Genomic DNA, 670 nt, shown 5'->3' with positions numbered 1-670 from the left:
AGGACGGCACGTACGGGGTCGGCTACTTCGTCGCCACCTGGTCCTGAGGCCACCGCCGGCCACCCCGGCGCGCGCGACGCGGCGTACACGCCGAAGGGGCGCGGAACCGGTTCGGTTCCGCGCCCCTTCGCGCACCGCGTCAGGAGGCCGCCGGAGGCGTCGGCGGGGTGGGCGGGGTGGGCGGGGTCGGCCCACCGGGGGTGTCGTCCTGGTGCGCGATCTTGCCCAGGGCGTCCTTCGCCTTGCCCGTACCGCTCGTGCTCTGGCCGCTGTACTTGCCCTTGGTCTTGGAGTCGACGGCCTTGGCCACCTTGTCCAGACCTTGGCCGATCCTGCCCTCGTGCTGCTGCGCGAGGTCGCCGACCTTGTCCTTCGCCGGAGCGAGCTTGGCCTTGAGGTTGTCGAGCAGGCCCATGGGTCACCTTCCAGTGGTGAACGGTTACGTACGGGCGCCCTCGCCGGCCTCGCTGTCCGCGGCGGCCTCCGCCGACTGCTGCTTCGGGATCTCCACGGCTTCCGCCGCGGGGGTCCCGACCGCCGTCTCGGCCTCCTCGGCCGGTGCGGCCGGTCCGGTCTCAGCCACCGGCGTTCCCGCCGGGTCGGCCTCGGCCGCGCCCGTCCCGGTCGTTACCTCGTCCTTGCGGCCAAAAAACCGGCTGAAAACGCCCAT

At 72.7% G+C, this 670-nt stretch carries 2 protein-coding genes; both read right to left on the bottom strand.

The features are described 5' to 3' along the window. Positions 1-139 precede the first annotated feature (139 nt). On the bottom strand, positions 140-415 hold the full coding sequence (locus G3I71_RS45375) for an antitoxin (protein WP_164324767.1): 276 nt from the start codon (positions 413-415) through the stop codon (positions 140-142). A gap of 24 nt (positions 416-439) precedes the next feature. Then, positions 440-670: a hypothetical protein gene (locus tag G3I71_RS45370; protein ID WP_164324765.1), complete on the bottom strand. Its 231-nt coding sequence runs from the start codon at positions 668-670 to the stop codon at positions 440-442.

Source organism: Streptomyces sp. SID12501 (assembly GCF_010550245.1).
Taxonomy (GTDB): Bacteria; Actinomycetota; Actinomycetes; order Streptomycetales; family Streptomycetaceae; genus Streptomyces.
The sequence above is the reverse complement of the archived record's forward strand: the minus strand, read 5'-3'. Positions and strand labels throughout refer to the sequence as shown.